The organism is Ruegeria sp. CDSC085 (assembly GCF_059610465.1).
In genome coordinates, this window is record NZ_JBXWNR010000019.1 from 22,379 (window position 1) to 40,293 (window position 17,915).

Annotated in this window: 18 protein-coding genes; 7 read left to right on the forward strand and 11 right to left on the reverse strand. The window is 57.6% G+C overall.

Translation table 11 applies throughout. From position 1 onward, the window contains the following. Nucleotides 1-59 precede the first annotated feature (59 nt). The gene (locus AC2FJB_RS19365) at nucleotides 60-1,130 is read left to right on the forward strand and encodes a GlxA family transcriptional regulator (RefSeq protein ID WP_170508305.1); all 1,071 of its coding nucleotides are present in this window, start codon (nucleotides 60-62) and stop codon (nucleotides 1,128-1,130) included. On the opposite strand, the gene AC2FJB_RS19370 is transcribed toward AC2FJB_RS19365, so the two are convergent. Genes AC2FJB_RS19370 through AC2FJB_RS19385 form a run of 4 tightly spaced genes read right to left on the reverse strand, consistent with a single transcriptional unit; the run spans nucleotide 1,112 to nucleotide 5,400 of the window. Further along, nucleotides 1,112-2,059 (reverse strand): 3-hydroxyacyl-CoA dehydrogenase NAD-binding domain-containing protein, encoded by a 948-nt coding sequence (locus AC2FJB_RS19370; RefSeq protein WP_170686488.1) that lies wholly within the window; start codon nucleotides 2,057-2,059, stop codon nucleotides 1,112-1,114. The two genes, AC2FJB_RS19365 and AC2FJB_RS19370, sit on opposite strands and share 19 nt — an antisense overlap. Continuing rightward, a complete protein-coding gene (locus AC2FJB_RS19375; RefSeq protein WP_170686487.1) occupies nucleotides 2,059-2,862 on the reverse strand; it encodes a carnitinyl-CoA dehydratase in 804 nt (267 codons plus the stop codon). Before AC2FJB_RS19375 ends, AC2FJB_RS19370 begins: the two co-directional genes overlap by 1 nt. A gap of 4 nt (nucleotides 2,863-2,866) precedes the next feature. Continuing rightward, nucleotides 2,867-3,907 carry an LLM class flavin-dependent oxidoreductase gene (locus tag AC2FJB_RS19380; RefSeq protein ID WP_496720198.1) on the reverse strand — a complete coding sequence of 347 codons (1,041 nt, stop codon included), beginning with the start codon at nucleotides 3,905-3,907 and terminating at the stop codon, nucleotides 2,867-2,869. An 11-nt stretch (nucleotides 3,908-3,918) separates the two neighbouring features. Then, entirely contained in the window at nucleotides 3,919-5,400 is a 1,482-nt protein-coding gene (locus AC2FJB_RS19385; RefSeq protein ID WP_170740612.1) for an aldehyde dehydrogenase, read from the reverse strand. A 143-nt stretch (nucleotides 5,401-5,543) separates the two neighbouring features. On the opposite strand from AC2FJB_RS19385, the gene AC2FJB_RS19390 reads away from it, so the two are divergent. The 4 genes from AC2FJB_RS19390 to AC2FJB_RS19405 are packed head-to-tail and all read left to right on the forward strand — an operon-like array spanning nucleotide 5,544 to nucleotide 9,466. Then, complete coding sequence (locus AC2FJB_RS19390; RefSeq protein WP_170575266.1) at nucleotides 5,544-5,945, forward strand: RidA family protein; 402 nt, start codon at nucleotides 5,544-5,546, stop codon at nucleotides 5,943-5,945. Then, on the forward strand, nucleotides 5,945-6,745 hold the full coding sequence (locus AC2FJB_RS19395; protein WP_496818902.1) for an alpha/beta fold hydrolase: 801 nt from the start codon (nucleotides 5,945-5,947) through the stop codon (nucleotides 6,743-6,745). Before AC2FJB_RS19390 ends, AC2FJB_RS19395 begins: the two co-directional genes overlap by 1 nt. Beyond that, the gene (locus AC2FJB_RS19400) at nucleotides 6,742-8,850 is read left to right on the forward strand and encodes a CoA transferase (RefSeq protein WP_209509666.1); all 2,109 of its coding nucleotides are present in this window, start codon (nucleotides 6,742-6,744) and stop codon (nucleotides 8,848-8,850) included. The genes AC2FJB_RS19395 and AC2FJB_RS19400 overlap by 4 nt, the downstream gene beginning before the upstream one ends. Nucleotides 8,851-8,863: 13 nt before the next feature. Next, complete coding sequence (locus tag AC2FJB_RS19405) at nucleotides 8,864-9,466, forward strand: amino acid synthesis family protein (protein ID WP_170575273.1); 603 nt, start codon at nucleotides 8,864-8,866, stop codon at nucleotides 9,464-9,466. A 101-nt stretch (nucleotides 9,467-9,567) separates the two neighbouring features. Here AC2FJB_RS19405 and glnT read toward each other — a convergent pair whose 3' ends face one another. The 5 genes from glnT to AC2FJB_RS19430 form a co-directional block, all read right to left on the reverse strand. Then, on the reverse strand, nucleotides 9,568-10,896 hold the full coding sequence (gene glnT / locus AC2FJB_RS19410; RefSeq protein ID WP_496720203.1) for a type III glutamate--ammonia ligase: 1,329 nt from the start codon (nucleotides 10,894-10,896) through the stop codon (nucleotides 9,568-9,570). A 78-nt stretch (nucleotides 10,897-10,974) separates the two neighbouring features. Continuing rightward, nucleotides 10,975-12,312, reverse strand: a complete 1,338-nt coding sequence (locus AC2FJB_RS19415; protein WP_475199591.1) for an FMN-binding glutamate synthase family protein — start codon at nucleotides 12,310-12,312, stop codon at nucleotides 10,975-10,977. Nucleotides 12,313-12,322: 10 nt separating this feature from the next. Beyond that, nucleotides 12,323-13,006 carry a GltB/FmdC/FwdC-like GXGXG domain-containing protein gene (locus tag AC2FJB_RS19420; protein ID WP_171647128.1) on the reverse strand — a complete coding sequence of 228 codons (684 nt, stop codon included), beginning with the start codon at nucleotides 13,004-13,006 and terminating at the stop codon, nucleotides 12,323-12,325. Between the two features lies 1 nt (nucleotide 13,007). Continuing rightward, entirely contained in the window at nucleotides 13,008-13,904 is an 897-nt protein-coding gene (locus AC2FJB_RS19425; protein ID WP_496720206.1) for a class II glutamine amidotransferase, read from the reverse strand. A 171-nt stretch (nucleotides 13,905-14,075) separates the two neighbouring features. Then, nucleotides 14,076-14,726, reverse strand: coding sequence for a helix-turn-helix domain-containing protein (locus AC2FJB_RS19430; protein ID WP_475199592.1), 651 nt, complete (start codon nucleotides 14,724-14,726; stop codon nucleotides 14,076-14,078). Nucleotides 14,727-15,068: 342 nt separating this feature from the next. Between AC2FJB_RS19430 and AC2FJB_RS19435 the strand changes: the two genes are divergently transcribed. Then, nucleotides 15,069-16,124, forward strand: a complete 1,056-nt coding sequence (locus tag AC2FJB_RS19435; RefSeq protein WP_496720209.1) for a tyrosine-type recombinase/integrase — start codon at nucleotides 15,069-15,071, stop codon at nucleotides 16,122-16,124. Nucleotides 16,125-16,180: 56 nt separating this feature from the next. On the opposite strand, the gene AC2FJB_RS19440 is transcribed toward AC2FJB_RS19435, so the two are convergent. Next, nucleotides 16,181-16,525, reverse strand: a complete 345-nt coding sequence (locus AC2FJB_RS19440; RefSeq protein ID WP_496671705.1) for a type II toxin-antitoxin system RelE/ParE family toxin — start codon at nucleotides 16,523-16,525, stop codon at nucleotides 16,181-16,183. Beyond that, on the reverse strand, nucleotides 16,522-16,779 hold the full coding sequence (locus AC2FJB_RS19445; protein ID WP_496671893.1) for a type II toxin-antitoxin system ParD family antitoxin: 258 nt from the start codon (nucleotides 16,777-16,779) through the stop codon (nucleotides 16,522-16,524). Before AC2FJB_RS19445 ends, AC2FJB_RS19440 begins: the two co-directional genes overlap by 4 nt. A 326-nt stretch (nucleotides 16,780-17,105) precedes the next feature. Here AC2FJB_RS19445 and AC2FJB_RS19450 point away from each other — a divergent pair, with 326 nt between their 5' ends. Then, entirely contained in the window at nucleotides 17,106-17,633 is a 528-nt protein-coding gene (locus AC2FJB_RS19450) for a site-specific integrase (protein ID WP_496720211.1), read from the forward strand. Nucleotides 17,634-17,915 lie beyond the last annotated feature (282 nt).

Genomic DNA, 17,915 nt, shown 5'->3' on the forward strand with positions numbered 1-17,915 from the left:
CCGCCACAGATTAGGTTAGAATGGCGAAAAATCTGACCTAAAGCTTCTTGGTAAAACCAATGCATGTCGACATCACAACGCATATGGCTCGGGCTAAACGGCATGCCGTATTTGTCGTTGTCCCGCGTTTCAACCTGACCACGCTGATCACCATGATCGAAACCATGCGGATCGCAAATTACCTGGCGCCAGAACCGATGTTTTCCTGGGACATCGTCTCGTTCGACGGTCCTGAAATTGTTGCCAGCAATGGCATGACGACCGCAGTTGACACCGACTACGGGAGCCTCACTCCGGCAGATTTTGTGTTTGTGTTGGGCAGTTGGGGTACTGAACACTACGAAAACACCGCTTTACTCACCTGGTTGCGAAAACGCGCACGCGCAGGCGAAACTGTTTGCGGCGTTGAATTGGGCAGCTACATCGTCGCACGTGCAGGTCTGTTGGACGGCAAACCTGCGACTATTCACTGGTCGTGGTTGAGCGGGTTCCGGGAGTCCTTTGATCGGGTCGATGTCCATGAGTGTCTGTTCACTATTGACGGCAAGGTAATGACGTGCGCGGGCGGGTTGGCTGGGGTCGATCTGATGCTAAGGCTGATTGAATCCATCAGCGACAGCGGCTTTTCGGGGGAGATTGCAGACCAGATGCTGCATCACCCCATTCGCGACGCCGCCTCACCCCAGCGCAGCACCATGGGCCGGAGCACGGAAACCATGCTTCCGTTGATCCGAGAAGCGATGACCCTGATCGAAGAAAACATAGAAGAGCCGCTCAAGGTGCCCCAAATCGCTGATGTTCTGGGTGTTTCTCAGCGTCAACTGGAACGCCAATTCAAGAAACACGTGGGCTGTACCGTGGTGCAATTCGGCTTATTGCGCCGATTGCAGAATGCTCGCCTACTGTTGATTTCGACCGACCTCAGTGTACGCGAGATTGCCACCGCATCAGGATTCAATACACTGTCACATTTTGCCTATTCATTCGGTAAATTCTTCGGCCGGCGCCCATCCGAATACCGTGAGGCATGGCCGAAAAGCGAGCCGGCACCCAGCTGGCCCGGCTCTCTCTCGGATTTCTTGTCCATTCTGAACAACGTGCCCGCTCAAGGTTATCCCCCGCGGGACTGACGAAGAGCATTCAGCACTGCAACTATTTCGCGATCTCGTTGGGCTGCCAGGTCCTCGAAATCTCGGTCGCCGGCGACAGCGTTGCAGCCATCGACCATGCGATCGCGCAATTCCTTCGTCAGCTCAGGTGCCTCCAACCGAGTCCAAGGCAGTTTAAGCGCCGGACCGAACTGATCCAGGTTGGTGGCCATGCCTCCGGCACCACAGGCCACGTGAAAAGCCATACACTGACCCTGCGAGACCATACGAGGCGCCGGGCCGTTCATGAGCGCAATGTCGATGTCTTCCGGCGTTGCCTCTCCATTGGCGACCATATGCAGGGCCTCTCGCCACAGCGCTTCTTGCAGTCGGGTCGCGACAAAGCCGGGGATCTCTTTTTTCATCATCAACGGGGCCTTGCCCGCGATTTCGTAGAATTTCCCGGCCCAAGCCACCGCCTCTGGTGATGTCTGTTCGCCGCCCACGATTTCGACCAGTGGTAGCAAATAGGGTGGATTGAAGGGATGGCCGATCACACAGCGTTCCGGTGTCGCGCAAGTCGCTTGGATGTCGGTCATCATCAAGCCGGACGTGGAAGAGCCAATCACGACGTCTGTTGGCAAAATGAGCCCGAGTCGTTGATAAAGTGCCTGCTTGATCTCAAGACGCTCGGGCGCGCTTTCCTGCACAAATTCGGCGCCGTCCAGTGCAGCCTCCAGATCAGTAACAATACGCAAACGGTCAAGCGACGCGCCAGCAGCAAGGCCCAAATCCCTCAAGCTTTTCCAAGCAGTATGCAGGATCGCGTGGAAAGCATCCGTTTCACTTGCGTCATGCAAATAGGCGGTCACATCATAGCCACGCGCAAGAAAATGCGCGGTCCAACCTCCGCCGATGGGCCCAGCGCCAATACTCGTGATGCGGGTGATTGAGGAGGGATCAGGATACATCACTCACCCTTGAATTTGGGTTCACGCTTTTCGACAAAAGCCGCGACACCTTCGGCCGCGTCATCAGATTTCAGCATCTTGCGGTAGATCGGCATCGGATCGGTTCGCATTTTGTGAAAAGCCTGTTCAAGCGGCACGCACTCGATCTCGCGCTGCACTTCTTTGACAGATTGCATTGCAAGAGGCGCTGACCAGGCAATCGAGGCCGCCCATTCCCGGGCCGCTGTCATCAATTGATCCTTTGGAACCACCTTGTTGACCAACCCGTAATGCGCTGCCTCGGTGGCGGTCATGCGACGGCCCAATAGAAACATCTCCATCGCGATATTGTGCGGTATTCTCCGAGGCAAGCGTTGTAGTGCCCCCGCATCTGGAACGATGCCCAAAGGCATTTCAGGCAGGCCAAACTCCACATGATCCGCCGCAATCAGCAGATCACAGGCCATGGCCATCTCGAATCCACCGCCGATGGCAAGACCGTTGATCGCCGCGATAACCGGCTTGTTGAGCGCCCAATTCTCGGTCAGACCCGTGAACCCGCCAAACCCGTAGTCATCACTCTCCCACCAGTTGTCGAGTTGCATTTCGCCCTCGTTCAGGGCCTTCAAATCCCACCCGGCCGAGAAAATCCGATCTCCGCCCCCGGTCAGGATCGCGCAACGCAAGTCTTTGTCCTCGTGCAGCTCTTGAAACGCCGCGGCCAAGGCCTGACTGGTGGGCACGTCAATCGCGTTTACCTTGCCCCGCTCTAGCATAACTTCCAGAACGTGGCCGTCGCGGCTTATCTTGACTCCATCTGACATGGCTTCAGCCCTCCTTGAATTCCGGCATGACCTCGTCGCAGAACATGCGCAAGGATCGCTGCTGCGCCGCGTGATCAAGCCCCATCGAGGCATAGTAGATGAATTCGTTCACACCCAAAGCCTCATAGCGCTTGAGCTTGGCGATGATGGTGTCCGGATTCCCGAACATGAGGTTTTCCTCTAGCATCAGCGGATCGTATTGCTCGCGCCCTTTGATCTCATCAAGCGACAGGGGGGCGGGGAAACCGTTCACGACATCACCGGCGTTTCGGAATAGGTTCTCGAATTGAGAAAGCAGTCGGCGAATGGCCGCGAGGGCTTGATCGCGATCGGAATCGTTGTCGTAGACACAGGCGTGCCGCATCAAAGCGAAGCGGGGGTGCCATCCATTGTCTGCCTTGGCGATGGCCTCGTCCAGCTGGCGCTTGTATAGTTCCGCCTCGGCAAAGGGTCTGGTCAACGGCCAGCAATTCACGTGGCAGCGCTCGCGCATGGCATAGTCGTAGGTGATCGGTGATCGCGCAGCGACCCAGACCGGCACCTCGTCCTGAACCGGTTTTGGAACGGATGTTGAGGTCGGAAATTGCCAGAACTCTCCGTCATGCGCATAGTCCCCGCGCCAAAGCGCGCGTACGGCCGGTAGCATTTCTTGCATGTAGCGCCAGGCGTCGGATTGCTTGAGGCCCGGCTTCATGCGGTCAAACTCTCGCTGATAAGCCCCCGATCCAATGCCAAACTCGAGCCGCCCTCCACTGATCAGGTCGGTGAAGGCAGCCTCGCCCGCCAGATTGATCGGATGCCAGTAGGCCGCAGTGGCCACTGCCGTACCAAGCCGGATCCGGCTGGTCTCGGACGACCACCAAGTCAGCAATTGAAACGGGTTCGGGGCAATGGTCATTTCCAGCGCGTGATGTTCGGCAGACCAGACGATATTGAAACCGCCATCTTCGGCGATTTGCACCATCTCCAATGTGTGGCGCGCGACGTCTTTCATATCAATACTGTTGTCGATCCGCTCCATGTTTACGGCAAGTTGGAATTTCATGCTCACCTCCCTCAGCGCATTACAAACGGATTCGCCATCGGCTCATCCGATGTGTTCATCCAGACCGTCTTGGGCCGGGTGTAATCGTAGATCGCCTGGAACCCGCTTTCGCGGCCATAGCCTGATCCTTTAACGCCACCAAACTCCGCTATCGGCGACACAACACGGTAGGTGTTCACCCAGACGATGCCGGCACGCACCGCATTTGCCATGCGCAAGGATCGCGCGCCGTCGGTGGTAAAGATGCCCGCCGCCAGCCCATGTTCGGTATCGTTGGCCAGTTCCAGCACCTCAGATTCGGTCTTAAAACGCTGGACGCAAAGTACAGGGCCGAAAAGCTCTGTATCGACGATACGCAGATCCTGCCGTGGGCAGTCGATGATGGTTGGCTCGAAATATAGCCCTGCTTTGCCTTCCGGCTGCTTGCCCCCCACCAGAACTGTGCCGCCCTCTTCCTGAGCGAAGGCAACCTCGCGTTGGATGTGGTCCAACTGTCCAGGGGTGCAAAGCGGCCCCATCTGAGTTTCCTCGGCCAGTGGATCGCCAATGAGGATCTGCTGCGCCTGCGCCACCATCCTGTCGAGAAACTCATCCGCGATGTCCTCGTGCAAGTAGAGCCGCGAGCCGGCGACGCAGCTTTGCCCTGTCGCGCCAAAGATACCGGCAATCGAGGCATTGACTGCACTTTCGATATTGGCGTCATCAAAAACAATGAAGGGCGACTTGCCGCCCAGTTCCAATGAGACCTCGGCAAAGTTGCGTTTTGCGTTTTCCAGCACATGGCGCGCGGCATTTGGGCCACCGGTAAAAGAGACGCGCGCCACCAGTGGATGCCCGGTCAAAGCCCGTCCACAGGGCTCACCATGACCCGTTACGATGTTGACCACACCAGGCGGGATACCGGCCATTTCGACAAGTCGCCCAAACTCCAGCATGGCCGCGCTGGCATGTTCGGATGCTTTCAGAACAACCGTATTCCCGGCAGCCAATGCCGGGCCGATCTTGACCGCTACAAGGAACAATTGCGAATTCCATGGCACCACGGCAGCAACCACGCCCAGAGGTTCGCGCTTGGTAAAGACAAACATGTCAGGTTTGTCGATGGGCAGTGTCTCGCCGCTTACCTTATCCGCACACCCAGCAAAAAAGTGGAAAAACTCGGCAATGTACTTGGCTTGCCAACGCGTTTCCTTGAGCATCTTGCCGGTGTCGATGGATTCAGTTCGTCCCAGCTCTTCGGAATGATCCGCTAGAAGATCGCCCAGCTTGCGCAGGCATTTGCCGCGCTCGGTCGGTGTCATACGCGCCCACGGCCCGCCGACAAAAGCAGTGTGCGCCGCGGTGACTGCGCGGTTTATATCATCCTCAGTTGCCTCTGGAACACGGCTCCAGACCTCACCATTGGCTGGGTTGACGCTGTCAAAAGTACCGCCATCCGCAGCGTCGACCCAGTCGCCATCAATCAGCATCTGATAGTTTTTGACATCAGCCATGGCGTGCCTCCCCCCTAATTGTTGCCTCCCTATTCATGTCTGCTTTCGCGCCTCAGGGTTATGAAAATACGACGCAGTCTGTCGAAAAATCCGGGCCTCGCATCCGATCATGGGTGCAGGCTGTTCCAAAGGGAGGCTTGGAAATGGGTAGCAAAAAGCAGGTTATCGGAGGTCCACTGGAAATTGGCGGACGGGTTCTGTCGCTGTCCCGCGCCATTCGGGCAGGTGATTTCGTTTTTCTGACAGGGCAAATTCCTATGCGAGACGGCGTGCCTATGACCGATGGCACCATCGAAGAGCAGACCCGCGCAGTTTTGGACGACATCACCAAGACACTGGCCAAGGCAGGCTGCACCCGCGACGATGTCGTCAAGGCCATGGTCTGGCTGCGGGAGCGCGACGATTTCCCTGGATTTAACGCCGTCTACGCCGACTATTTTCCAGTTGAGCCTCCAACCCGGTCGGCTGTGGTCAGCGATCTTCTGGTGGATGCCCGCGTTGAGGTCGAAGTCGTAGCCTATCGCCCCCTCAAGGACCAATCCTGATGGGCATTGCACCAGACGGAACCCATTTCAAAATGACAGGACCAGAAGGTGCGCTTGTTGTGGTAATGATCCATGGGCTGGGCCTGAACCAGGATTGCTGGCAATGGACGATCCCTGCACTGTCTGATCGCTTTCGCGTTCTCACCTATGATCTATATGGTCATGGGCAAAGTGCCCCGCCACCCGAACGCCCCAGCCTTTCAATGTTTTCACGCCAGCTAGAGAGCTTGCTGGACCACTGCGCCATCCAAAGCGCTGTTATCGCAGGGTTCTCGTTGGGTGGCATGATCGCGCGTCGGTTTGCCCAGGATGTGCCACAACGGGTTTCAGCTCTGGTGATCCTTCATTCCCCTCACAAACGGACCGACGCCGCACAAGAGGCAATCTTGAAACGGGTGGAACAGGCACGGCGGGACGGACCAAAGGCAACGGTCGAAGCTGCGCTGGACCGGTGGTTCACCGATGCGTTCCGCCAGTCCAACCCTCGTATGATGGAGACGGTACGCGACTGGGTCATGGCCAATGACAAAGCAATTTACCACACCATCTATCGCGTGCTGGCCGATGGTATCGACGAAATTGTTGCGCCAAGCCCGCCGATTTCTTGCCCGGCGCTGGTGATTACCGGTGATGAGGATTTCGGCAACGGGCCTGACATGGCCTATGCCATCGCAAGCGAGATTGCGGGGGGCAGTGCACTTATCCTCCCGGGACTGCGGCATATGGCACTTGCCGAAGACCCGGACGCAGTGAACAAGCCACTCCGCAGCTTTCTCAACAATCTGGATCTGAAGCCATGAGCACCAAAATCCTCAAAGGCCTGCGTGTGTTGGATTTGAGCCGGATGCTTTCAGGTCCCTATTGTACAATGCATCTGGCGGATCACGGGGCCGAGGTGATCAAGATCGAAGGCAAACATGGCGACACCAGCCGCGGCAACGGACCGTTCCGTCAAGACGATCCGGATCATGCCTGGGCCGGCTACTTTGTAAGCCTGAACCGCGGCAAGAAAAGCGTGCAGCTTGATCTGAAATCGTCCGAGGGCTGCGCGACTTTTCGAGAACTTGCGGCAACGGCGGACGTCATCGTCGAGAATTTCCGCCCGGGCGTGATGGATCGCCTTGGCCTGTCTTATGAAAGCCTTGCTGCCGACAACCCCCGGCTCGTCTATGCCGCGATCCGTGGCTTTGGCGACCCGCGCACAGGCCAAAGCCCCTATGCCAACTGGCCTTCGTACGATGTGGTTGCGCAGGCCATGGGCGGTCTGATGTCCGTCACCGGACCGAATGCTGACACACCCACCAAGACCGGACCTGGGGTGGGTGACATATTCACCGGCATGATGATGGCTTTCGGTATCATGACCGCCCTGCGCGAGGCCGAAGCGACGGGCAAAGGGCAGTTTGTGGATGTGGCCATGTATGATGCCATGATCTCGCTCTGCGAAAGAATGGTTTACTTGCATGACGTGACAGGAGAGGTGCCCGGACCGGAAGGCAACGGGCATCCATTCCTTTCCCCGTTTGGCCTTTACCCTGCAGCCGATGGCCACATCGCGCTTGGTATTGTCGATGACGCGTTTTGGCAGCTTTTGACGCGGCTGATGGGGCAACCGTCACTTGGACAAGATGACCGCTTCTCCACAAGGGCGGCCCGGGCCAACCATGCTTCCGAAGTCAACAAAATCGTACGCGATTGGACCCGACAACGGACTAAGGAGCAATTGACGGCAACACTGGGTGGCCAGGTCCCGTTCGGCCCGATGAACACTATCTCGGACATCGCGGCCGACCCTCATGTAGCCAGTCGCGGCATGCTGGCGAAGGTCCCCCATCCGGATGCGGGACATGAACCTTGGATCGTAGCAGCAAACCCGTTGCGGTTCGGTCGACACCGCCAAGGTGCACTGACGACCCCTCCTGCGCTAGGTGAGCACAATAGCATTCTGGAAGGATTGACCCCACCGGAGTCGACGGAACCCTTAGCCGGGAAGGCGCTGCGCGACGCCTTCGGGCGCTTTGCCACCGGTGTGACAGTGGTAACTACCCGGCAGCCGGACGGGACCCCGCGCGGGTTCACGGCGAACTCATTTACCTCCGTTTCTCTCGACCCACCTCTACTCCTGGTTTGTGTCGGTAAGCAGGCCTTGTCCTTTGAAACCTTCCTGCAGGCGGATCATTTCACGGTCAACGTCCTGTCGGACGACCAAAAAGAAATCTCGGGCCTTTTCGCGTCTCAATCAGCCAAAAAATTCGACATTGCAGCCTGGCAACCTGACGCGCGGAACATGCCCACGATAGACGGTGCGCTCGCCCGGTTCAGCTGTGCCCGACACCGTTTGGTCGATGCTGGTGACCATCTGATCCTGATCGGCCGCGTGGAGGACTTCGAAACGCGCGAGGGACATCCGCTGGGCTACTTTCGCGGTGCCTATTTCGATTTGGGGCTCAACAGTGCCCTGACAGAGGCCGCCACTGCAGGTGGTGTGACCGTCGGAGCGGTACTGGCCAACGAAGATCGGGTCCTACTCTCCGTTGACAAAAGCGGGCACATTTCAGTGCCGGTTGCTCCTGCAAATAACAATTCTGCAGATGGGCTGATCACTGATCTGTCAAACCGAGATTTGATTGTAGAGCTGGCGCATCCTTATGCGGTTTATCGAATATCCAAAAGTGGGACGCAGCGGATCATCTACCACGGAAGCGTTCATGGGCAGCCCCCTGACGGCATGCAATACTTTGATCTCGGCGACTTGCCGCTGGAACGCGTACGCGACGGGGCTGAAAATTCGATGTTGCGCCGTTACGCAAAGGAAAACAGCCACGGTACATTTGGTTTCTACCACGGAACTGAAGTCGAAGGCGTCGTACACACACCGACCGGGCACCACAGCTATCACGTTTGACAGGAGAAGCAATATGATCCCCGAATTGCGCAAGGTAGTCACCTTTGATGAGGATATTCACACAGAAGGAGGCCGACCTTCGGAACCCGTGTTGCGCATGATCGGCGTGGCAGCGGTGGTCAGAAACCCTTGGGCACGACGTGGCTTTGTCGATGATCTTTCACCAGAGATTCAGCGCATGGCGCCAGTTCTGGGAGAGATGCTCACCAACAGACTGATCGCTCTGGCGGGGTCAGGCGATGCGATAGAAGCCTACGGAAAAGCCTGTATCGCCGGGACAAGTTGTGAGATTGAACATGCCTCCGCGCTTATTCACACCCTGCAATACGGAAATTATTATCGTGAGGCAGTGGGTGCAAAAAGCTATCTCGGTTTCACAAACACGCGAGGGCCCGCGAACACCCAAATTCAGATCCCGCTGATGGACAAACATGATACCGGGCGGCGGTCGCATTACCTGACAGTGCAGTTCTCGATTTACGACGCGCCGGATGTGGATGAGCTTGTTGTGGCTCTGGGGGCATCAACCCGTGGTCGCCCGCACCACCGGATCGGCGACCGATACTCAGACCTCGCTGCCTTGGGAAGGGATGTGGAGAATCCGGCTGGGGTCTAGTTTGTTACGATGAGGGTGCGTATCAGGTAATTAGCTTCACCCAACCGAAACTTCGCAATAGAACCGGCTCCAAGTCTATTCCCGCAATCTTGACAACGTGATTAGATATCCAGCGTATGCTCTTTTTCCCATCGCGAGAAATGGCTGACAAACGAATTCCACTCCTGATGCTTCATCTTTAGGTAAGCGGCCGAGAATTCCTCGCCCAGGGCCGCTTTTAGCCCGGCATCTTTGTCGTATTCGCGCAGTGCATCCAGCATGTTCAACGGCAGCTTGGGCGCGTCGTTGACCGTGTGGCCCTCGGCGTACATGTCGATGTCATAGCGCCGGCCCGGATCCGCCTTTGAGCGGATACCCGACAGGCCCGCCGCGATGATCACGGCCTGCAGCAGGTAGGGGTTTGTCGCACCATCGGCCAGACGCAGTTCGAACCGCCCCGGTCCAGGGACGCGGACCATATGTGTGCGGTTGTTGCCCGTCCACGTGACGGTATTCGGAGCCCATGTGGCACCCGACATCGTGCGCGGTGCATTGATGCGCTTGTAGGAGTTTACCGTCGGGTTGGTGATCGCCGCCAGCGCACTGGCGTGCTTCATGATCCCGCCGAGGAAATGCTTGCCCTTCTCGCTCAGGCCAACCTCGCCCGTTGGACCGTCGCCTTCACCTGCAAATACGTTGGTCTTCGCATCAGCACCGGGCGCATCCCAAACCGAGATATGGGCATGGCAGCCATTGCCCGTCAGACCTTCGACCGGCTTAGGCATAAAAGTAGCGCGGAAGCCGTGCTTCTCGGCCACCGATTTGGTCATGAACTTGAAGAAGGAGTGTTTGTCGGCGGTCTTCAGAACATCATCAAACTCCCAGTTCATCTCGAACTGACCGTTGGCGTCCTCGTGGTCGTTCTGATACGGACCCCAGCCCAGTTCCAACATATAGTCGCAAATCTCGCGCACCACGTCATAGCGGCGCATCACCGCCTGCTGGTCGTAACAGGGCTTTTCGGCGGTATCGAACGGGTCGCTGATCTGTTCACCATCCGGGGTCAGTAGGAAGAATTCGGCCTCGATACCGGTTTTCACATGCATGCCCTCGGCGGCCGCCTCGTAGATCAGGCGGCGCAAGACGTTGCGGGGTGCTTGGGCGACATCCTCGCCTTCCATCACACAGTTGGCGGCAACCCAGGCGACCTCGGGTTTCCACGGCAGTTGGATGACCGAAGACGGGTCAGGCACAGCCAGCATGTCGGGATGCGCCGGGGTCATGTCGAGATAGGTGGCGAAGCCCGCGAAACCCGCTCCTTCCTCTTGCATGTCGGCAATCGCTTGCGCAGGAACCAATTTGGCCCGCTGCCCACCGAACAGATCGGTGAACGAAATCATGAAATACTTGACGCCTTTTTCCTTGGCGAAAGCTGCCAGATCTGTTGTCATGGTCACCTTCCCTTTCCCAGTTGGTTCAAAGAAGAAAGGCGCCGCCCTTTTGGGTCGCGCCTTCGTATTGTTTGCAGTTCAGAACACGGCTTTGCCCGGATACCAGTCGGTGCCCGCCAACGGCACTTTGGCCATCGCAGCCGCCTCCATAGTCAAGGCGCAGAGGTCCTCGGGCTCCAGATTGTGCAGGTGATTGTGACCGCAGGCGCGTGCGATGGTCTGCGCCTCCAAGGTCATCACCTTCAGATAGTTGCGCAGGCGACGACCGGCCTCGACCGGATCCAGACGCGCAGCCAGTTTCGGATCCTGCGTGGTGATGCCCGCAGGGTCCTTCCCTTCGTGCCAATCGTCATAGGCCCCGGTGGTTGTGCCCAGCTTTTGATACTCAGCCTCCCATTTCGGGTCATTGTCGCCCAAAGCGATCAGGGCTGCCGTACCGATGGCCACCGCGTCCGCGCCCAAGGCCATCGCCTTGGCCACATCGGCCCCGGTGCGGATGCCGCCCGAGATCACCAGTTGCACCTCGCGGTGCACACCCAGGTCCTGCAACGCCTGAACAGCAGGGCGGATACAGGCCAGCGTCGGAATGCCGACATGTTCGATGAACACATCCTGCGTGGCAGCGGTGCCGCCCTGCATCCCGTCCATCACCACGACATCGGCCCCGGCTTTCACCGCCAGCGCGGTGTCGTAGTAAGGTCGGGTCGCGCCGACTTTGACGTAGATCGGCACCTGCCAGTCGGTGATTTCTCGCAGTTCGAGGATTTTGATCTCCAGATCATCCGGCCCGGTCCAGTCCGGGTGACGACAGGCCGAACGCTGGTCAATCCCTTTGGGCAGCGTGCGCATCTCAGCCACGCGATCGCTGATCTTCTGACCCAGCAGCATGCCGCCACCGCCCGGCTTGGCCCCCTGCCCCACGACAATCTCGATGGCGTCGGCTTCGCGCAGATCGTTGGGGTTCATACCATAGCGCGATGGCAGGTACTGGTAGACCAGCTTGGACGAGTGCCCGCGCTCTTCGGGTGTCATGCCACCGTCACCGGTGGTCGTTGACGTCCCAGCCATCGAAGCACCCCGACCCAGAGCCTCTTTTGCCGGGCCGGACAATGCCCCAAAGCTCATACCCGCGATCGTGATCGGGATATCCAGCTGGATCGGATTCTTGGCAAAGCGTGTACCGAGCGTCACCGAGGTATCGCACCGCTCACGGTACCCTTCCAGCGGATAACGCGAGACGGACGCCCCCAGAAACAGCAGGTCATCAAAATGCGGCACCTTGCGTTTCGCCCCACCACCACGAATGTCATAGATGCCGGTGGCCGCTGCCCTGCGGATTTCCGCGTTGATCGGGTTGCTGAAAGTCGCCGACTGGATCGGCATGGTACGGGGGATGCTGTTCTTAGTCTCTTTCATTCCCGTGTCCTCAGTAGGCCGCTGTGTTGTCGACGTCGAAGTTGTAAAGCTGACGGGCCGAGCCATAGCGCTTGAACTCCTCCGGCCGGGCGTTGGCCCCGGCACGCTCCAGCAGATCGGCCAGCAGCTCCAGATGTTCCGGCCGTATCTCTTTCTCGATGCAATCCGCGCCCAGGCTCTTGACCGAGCCACGCACAAACAGCCGTGCTTCGTACAGCGAGTCTCCAAGCGCATCGCCTGCATCGCCGCACACAACCAAATTGCCTGCTTGTGCCATGAACGCGGACATATGGCCGATATTGCCATGCACAACGATGTCGATGCCTTTCATCGAAATCCCGCAGCGCGAGCTGGCATTGCCTTTGATCACCAGAAGCCCACCATGCCCGGTCGCGCCCGCATATTGGCTGGCGTCGCCTTCCACGACAACGGTGCCAGACATCATGTTTTCGGCCACTCCCGGCCCAACCGAGCCCTCAACCCGGATGGTCGCCTGTTGGTTCATCCCTGCGCAATAGTACCCGGTCGAGCCTTTGACGGTCACTTCAATCGGTGCGTCCAAACCCACGGCAATCGCGTGGCTGCCTTTTGGATTCTGCACTTCCCAACTGGTTTGGTTCGTTTCGTCGCTTTGCGCCTGTAGGGCCGCATTCAAACCCCGCAGGCCGTTTTCTGCAACATCATAGGTCTGCATCTCAGTGGCTCCAGAAATAGACAGTGGCGGGCTCGGGCTCCCAGACGCGGGCGTCTTCGATACCGGGCAGATTGACCAACGCGCGGTATTCGCTACCAAAAGCCACGTATTTATCGGTTTCGGCCATCACTGCGGGCTTGCAGGCAATGGGATCGCGCACTACCCCGAACCCATCTTTGGTGCCCACAACAAAGGTGAAGAAGCCATCGAGGTCCTTAAGACTGCTCTCCAGCGCCTCACCCAGCGTTGAACCGTTCTGCATTTTCCACGTCAGATAAGCTGCACCAACCTCGGTGTCATTCATGGATTCAACCCGAACACCCTCGCGTTTCAGCTTCCGGCGCAGCACATTGTGGTTAGACAAAGAGCCATTGTGGACCAAGCACTGATCCGACCCGGTGTTAAACGGGTGTGCGCCTTCGGTGGTCACGGCGGATTCGGTGGCCATGCGGGTGTGACCTATTCCGTGGCTGCCGCTCATGGCGGACAGGCTGAACCGGTCGGCCACATCGCGGGGCAAGCCAACCTCTTTGTAAATCTCGATGGCCGCGCCATCCGACATCACCCGCAAACCCGGACGTAATTCTCGCACCGCTTGGCGAGCTTGGTCAGCCTTGTCACCGGCCAGCTCCAGAACCGCGTGCGTGGAATTTGCGCGTAGGGTCACTTCGGCACCAATGGCGGCCCCAAGATCCACGGCAAGGGTCGCAAAATCCGCCTCTGGCGTGTCGGATTGCACGGTCAGCTTGACTGCGCCGTCCGCCTCTGCCCCATATATCGCGATACCTGCACTGTCCGGGCCACGGTCCGTCATCGTGACCAGCATGTTCGTCAGCATTGAACCCAACTCAGGCTCTAATGCCCTGTCTTTCAAAAAAAGGCCAACAATTCCGCACATGGCTTTTGCCCTCTGAAATTTCGCCGTGGGGAACGCTAGCAGGCCGAAAATCTAAAAACAACTTCAAGAAATATTTTTTCCTGATGGGAAAATATCTGTGCCTAAATCATAAGCAACAAACAGCGGACCCGAAAAACGCACCTCGGGCCTGTCGGGACGATGCAAGACGCATCAACTCGTTTGCGGATAAGAGATGATGGAAAGGTATTTCGCTGGAAGTTTCACCAAAACCTCGGGTCCGTGCGGCGCGTCTGCGTCGAAAAACAGCGTGTCTCCCGGTTTCAGCGAATAGATATCGTCTCCATGACGGTAATCCACCTCACCTTCGAGCATGTACAGCATTTCGATTCCGTCGTGCTGAAAGGTTGGGAACCTGTCCGATTCTTCTGTCAGCGTGATCAGGTAAGGCTCGACCACCACGCCACTGGCATTGGCCCCCAAGTGGCCTAGCAGATTGTATTGATGCCCGGCTCTTGTACCGGCCCTGTCGGTTTCGACCCCTTCACCGGCCTTGGTATGTACCGCATTGCGCGTTTCCTCATACCGACGAAAGAATGAAGTGATCGGAGTGCTAAGCGCGTTTGCCAGCAACTGCAGCGTTGTCAGCGACGCAGATGTCGCGCCGTTTTCAATCTTGGACAACATGCTGATGGACAGACCGGTCAGTGCCGCCAATTCAGCAATCGTTGTGCCCTGTTGCAGGCGCAGGGCCTTGATCTCGCGCCCAATCGCAGTTTCCAGGTTTTTTTCGCCGCTGTCCCGAAGCTTGTGCGGGTCCTGCGACAGGGCAACGGGCTGCTCGGGATCGTGTGACTGCACCATCTGGCCTCCTGATCTCTAATGCGGGTTCATTAAGATGGATCGGCATTTCTCAAGTGATCTGTAAACGACCACAAACCTACTCGCAGATTGTTCAGATATTTAAAACATGCAAGCGCACTCCTCAAATCTCAGTGAAATTGGGCTAATCAGAACACCTCGTAAATACAGTTTCCAAGCGGTTCCGTTGCAAAGTTTGCGGTTGTTCGGAAAACTGCCTTACACGCAAAAACAGGGCGTTTCGCTCATTACTTCAGATGAGTTCAAAAACCTCTATCACACTCGATAAGTTTCCCTTATCAGGAGTATTTGATTTTCCCGGAAAATGGGCTCAGAATAGCTGCCATGACAGCCCCCGCGCCCTATCTTCCCGCGTCAACCCCTGCCCTCTCCGAGGCCGATCAGGAGGCGCTCACCGATCTTTACATCCGTGGCACGCCTGCCAATACGCTGCGGGCCTATGAACGCGACCTGCTCTATATCACCGCCTGGAAGGCTGCCCGGTTCAGCGCCACGTTGGGCTGGCCCGAATCTGAGGCCACCGCCCTCGCCTTCATTCTCGATCACGCCCGCGATCTGGGTGATGCGCCCGATGAGGATATTGCGCGTCAAACCGCGGAGGTGCTGATTGCGCAGGGGCTGCGCAAATCCCTCGCCTGCCCTGCCCCTTCGACGCTGGACCGGCGCATCGCCTCCTGGTTGGCCTTTCATCGAATGAAGAACCTGACCAGCCCTTTCGGTGCGCCGCAGGTGAAGCAGGCCCGCGCCAAGGCGCGGCGAGCTGCGGCCCGGCCACCGGCTCCGAAATCGCAACACCCGATAACGCGGGACGTGCTGGAACAGTTGTTGGCCACCTGTCGGGGGTCCCGGCGGGACTGCCGCGACCGGGCTTTGCTGATGCTGGGTTGGGCCTCGGGCGGACGGCGGCGTTCCGAGATCACTGCTCTGATGCGCGAGGATGTCTCTCTCAAAGAGTTCGACGAGAAAGGACTGGTTTGGATTTCACTGCTGGAGACCAAGACGACAACCAAAGGTGAAACGCCGCGGCTGGTGCTGAAGGGCCGCGCCGCACAGGCGTTGGTGCATTGGATCGAGGTCGGGCAGATCACGGATGGAGCGCTGTTTCGACCGGTCTCAAAAGCCGATCGAGTGTTGAAGCGCCGCCTGTCCTCGGATGCGATCTACCAGATCATCAGACACCGATTGAAACTGGCGGGCCTGCCAGAGGATTTTGCGTCGCCGCACGGGCTGCGCTCGGGCTTCCTGACCCAGGCGGCCCTGGACGGTGCCCCAATCCAAGCCGCAATGCGCCTCTCGTTGCACCGCTCGATGGCCCAGGCGCAAAAGTATTACGACGATGTGGACATCGCGGATAACCCGGCGACTGATCTATTGGGGTGAGCACATACTGCCTACTTAAAGAATTCCCAGCTTGAGGGAAACTCCGGCTGCTGTGCCTATGTCTTGTTTCCTGTCGCATCCGTTAACGTGGCCAGCGCGGAAACATGTCGCGGTAGGTCGCAGCGGGAATGCAGGATATCGACTATGATCACCGCGTCAGGCTGATCCAGGTAGACTAGGAAGTGCTCTCCCGCCCGTACATATCTGAGATCAGCTGCCTCCTCTACCAATATAGAACAGCTGCGGCTGGCCGCCCTGCCCTCCGTGATGGCCTGACAGCGCGCTATCAGTTCTTGTTCATAAAGATCGGCTTGATGCCGTCCAAACTTGTCGATGGTCCATCGGGCAATTTCCACCAGGCTGGCTTCAGCATGGCGTGTCAGTCGAAAGGGTTTGGTCACGCTTTGGTTCGTGCCCTTGCAAAGGCACGACGGATCGCATCCGGACCGCCGCCTTCTGCCAGATCTCCTGCCTGAGCCTGGGCTACGCCCTCCTGCAGGCCTTGTCTGAGAGACACCAGTCCCGCCTCTTCCCGCTCCAGAAGACGAAGACCGGCGCGCAACGCTTCACTGGCGTTCTGATAGCGACCAGATGCAACCAGATTCTGCACCAGTTGATCCTGCGTTTCTGTAAGTACGACATTGCGGGTTACCATGGCATGAACCTCCTGATTGGCAATATATGCCAACGAAGGTACTTGTTCAACAATTGAAGTTTCCACACCCGGTAGTTTAATCAAACCGTTCTTATTGCCGGCCTGACAGAGCAAATAAGTGCTCACCGCCGTGGCAGGGTTAACCATCACCCCTACGCTTTCGCAAATTCCAAACACAGGGCCGACCTCCTTGCCCCGAACACCGCCCATCCGATTACCCGTGATATTCTCGAACAACAGATGGTCACCATTCAAGGTTCGTGCCGGGACAGCCGTGACCAGATCATCCTGTTACTGGGCTGACCTCGGGTAGATGGCAGCGTTCGGTGATCGGCGGGATTTTTTTGGAGGATGTGTCGCTGAAGGAATTCGACGAGAATGACCTAATTTTGCTGTCGCCGCTGGTAGTCGAGACCACCCAAAAGGGCGAGGCTTCACGGTTGGTGCGCAAAGGTCGCGCAGCTAGGCCGCTGGCGCGTTGGATCGAAGTGGGTCAGGTCGAGGACAGCCCCCTGTTTCACACGGTCTCGAAATCTGGCTGGATATGGAAACGCCACCTCAACCCGGGCGCCATAGCCCAGATCGTCAAACACCGACTGAAGGTGACAGGACTACCGAAGGATTATGCCTCACCGCTTTGGCTGCGCTCGGGCTTCCTGACCCAAGCCGCGCAGGACGGCGCACCGCTCAAGACCGGTTTGCACCTATCGCACTGGCTCAGAAATGCTATGACGGCGTCGATATCGCCCAGAACCCGGCTGCGGATTTGTTGGGGTGTGATTCAACCAATCAGCTCAACTAACCCCCTACCCTTCCCTGATACCCTTCTTACAACGCACCTCGCTCATTCATGACACAGCCTTCGGCAGGACATGCTCCACTCAAAGCGGAGCATTTAGAGAAGTTTCACGCGCATGCCTGATTGATTTGCGGAAGATCCACCTCTGATTTGAGAGCCCACAATTCTCTTCTACCGGGTTTACAACTGTAAACCACCCTGCTCTGATACAAAGCGCATGTAGTCTGCCGGTCAGCGCAGCCCACAATATAGGCGAAAATTCTTGACTTAGGGCAGTGAATCACGGCTGTTTGTCTCAAGTGGCGCGAAAATGACCACATTCTTTAATTTGAGGCAA

Bases quoted from the DNA above. Each gene is read 5' to 3' on its own strand.
- AC2FJB_RS19365 (WP_170508305.1), top strand. From the start codon at position 60: ATGCATGTCGACATCACAACGCATATGGCTCGGGCTAAACGGCATGCC.
- AC2FJB_RS19370 (WP_170686488.1), bottom strand. From the start codon at position 2,059: ATGTATCCTGATCCCTCCTCAATCACCCGCATCACGAGTATTGGCGCT.
- AC2FJB_RS19375 (WP_170686487.1), bottom strand. From the start codon at position 2,862: ATGTCAGATGGAGTCAAGATAAGCCGCGACGGCCACGTTCTGGAAGTT.
- AC2FJB_RS19380 (WP_496720198.1), bottom strand. From the start codon at position 3,907: ATGAAATTCCAACTTGCCGTAAACATGGAGCGGATCGACAACAGTATT.
- AC2FJB_RS19385 (WP_170740612.1), bottom strand. From the start codon at position 5,400: ATGGCTGATGTCAAAAACTATCAGATGCTGATTGATGGCGACTGGGTC.
- AC2FJB_RS19390 (WP_170575266.1), top strand. From the start codon at position 5,544: ATGGGTAGCAAAAAGCAGGTTATCGGAGGTCCACTGGAAATTGGCGGA.
- AC2FJB_RS19395 (WP_496818902.1), top strand. From the start codon at position 5,945: ATGGGCATTGCACCAGACGGAACCCATTTCAAAATGACAGGACCAGAA.
- AC2FJB_RS19400 (WP_209509666.1), top strand. From the start codon at position 6,742: ATGAGCACCAAAATCCTCAAAGGCCTGCGTGTGTTGGATTTGAGCCGG.
- AC2FJB_RS19405 (WP_170575273.1), top strand. From the start codon at position 8,864: ATGATCCCCGAATTGCGCAAGGTAGTCACCTTTGATGAGGATATTCAC.
- glnT (WP_496720203.1), bottom strand. From the start codon at position 10,896: ATGACAACAGATCTGGCAGCTTTCGCCAAGGAAAAAGGCGTCAAGTAT.
- AC2FJB_RS19415 (WP_475199591.1), bottom strand. From the start codon at position 12,312: ATGAAAGAGACTAAGAACAGCATCCCCCGTACCATGCCGATCCAGTCG.
- AC2FJB_RS19420 (WP_171647128.1), bottom strand. From the start codon at position 13,006: ATGCAGACCTATGATGTTGCAGAAAACGGCCTGCGGGGTTTGAATGCG.
- AC2FJB_RS19425 (WP_496720206.1), bottom strand. From the start codon at position 13,904: ATGTGCGGAATTGTTGGCCTTTTTTTGAAAGACAGGGCATTAGAGCCT.
- AC2FJB_RS19430 (WP_475199592.1), bottom strand. From the start codon at position 14,726: ATGGTGCAGTCACACGATCCCGAGCAGCCCGTTGCCCTGTCGCAGGAC.
- AC2FJB_RS19435 (WP_496720209.1), top strand. From the start codon at position 15,069: ATGACAGCCCCCGCGCCCTATCTTCCCGCGTCAACCCCTGCCCTCTCC.
- AC2FJB_RS19445 (WP_496671893.1), bottom strand. From the start codon at position 16,779: ATGGTAACCCGCAATGTCGTACTTACAGAAACGCAGGATCAACTGGTG.